The sequence below is a fragment of the Hydrogenophaga electricum genome (genome assembly GCF_030160815.1).
Lineage (GTDB): Bacteria > Pseudomonadota > Gammaproteobacteria > Burkholderiales > Burkholderiaceae_C > Hydrogenophaga > Hydrogenophaga electricum.
In genome coordinates this window covers 1-640 of sequence record NZ_BSPB01000175.1, presented here as the reverse complement: position 1 = coordinate 640, position 640 = coordinate 1, and the positions used below count along the sequence as shown (strand labels likewise).

1 protein-coding gene is annotated in these 640 nt (G+C 32.3%); it reads right to left on the bottom strand.

Features of this window, described 5'->3' with window-relative positions; genetic code table 11:
- The coding region (rpsB, locus tag QQK43_RS23765) for a 30S ribosomal protein S2 (protein WP_284309652.1) at positions 1-376 on the bottom strand (376 nt) is incomplete at its 3' end.
- Positions 377-640 lie beyond the last annotated feature (264 nt).

Sequence of the window (640 nt, the reverse complement as noted above, 5' to 3'; positions counted from 1 at the left end):
TTTTAGTAATCGACCAATTCGTTAACATACCACTGAACCACTTTTTATTAACATAATGACAACGAGTCCTTATTGCAGCTGATGCTACTAAATCCGCTGCTCTTTTTTTGGTACCAACAATTAAGAAGCTTTTTCCCTGACTTGCTGCATCAAAAACTAAATCACAAGCTTCTGATAAAAAACGGGTGGTTCTAGCGAGATTTGTAATATGAGTACCTTTACGCTTTGCCGAGATGTAAGGGGCCATTTTAGGATTCCATTTCTTAATACCATGACCAAAATGAACTCCCGCTTCTATCATCTCTTTCAAATTGATGTTCCAATATCTTCTTGTCATTTTTTCCACACTTCCTTTTGATTTTTTCTTTTTTTTCATCCTACCTTTCCATTACGAAATTTCTTTCTTTTCGAAGATTAAGAAAGAGCCGAAATAGCTTGAAATAAATAATAATTGTTCCGATGGAACCTTCTACATGGTATAAGCATAACCTTAATGAATTAACTAAACTTCTTTTTAAATTAAAATAAAAATAGAAAATCTAACCTCTTAGCGTTCTAAGGTCAAAAATCTAGTTTAAAGTAAAAAATCTGCTTTATGTATCCTTAAATCATATAAATGGGGTAAATGGTGATTCTGATG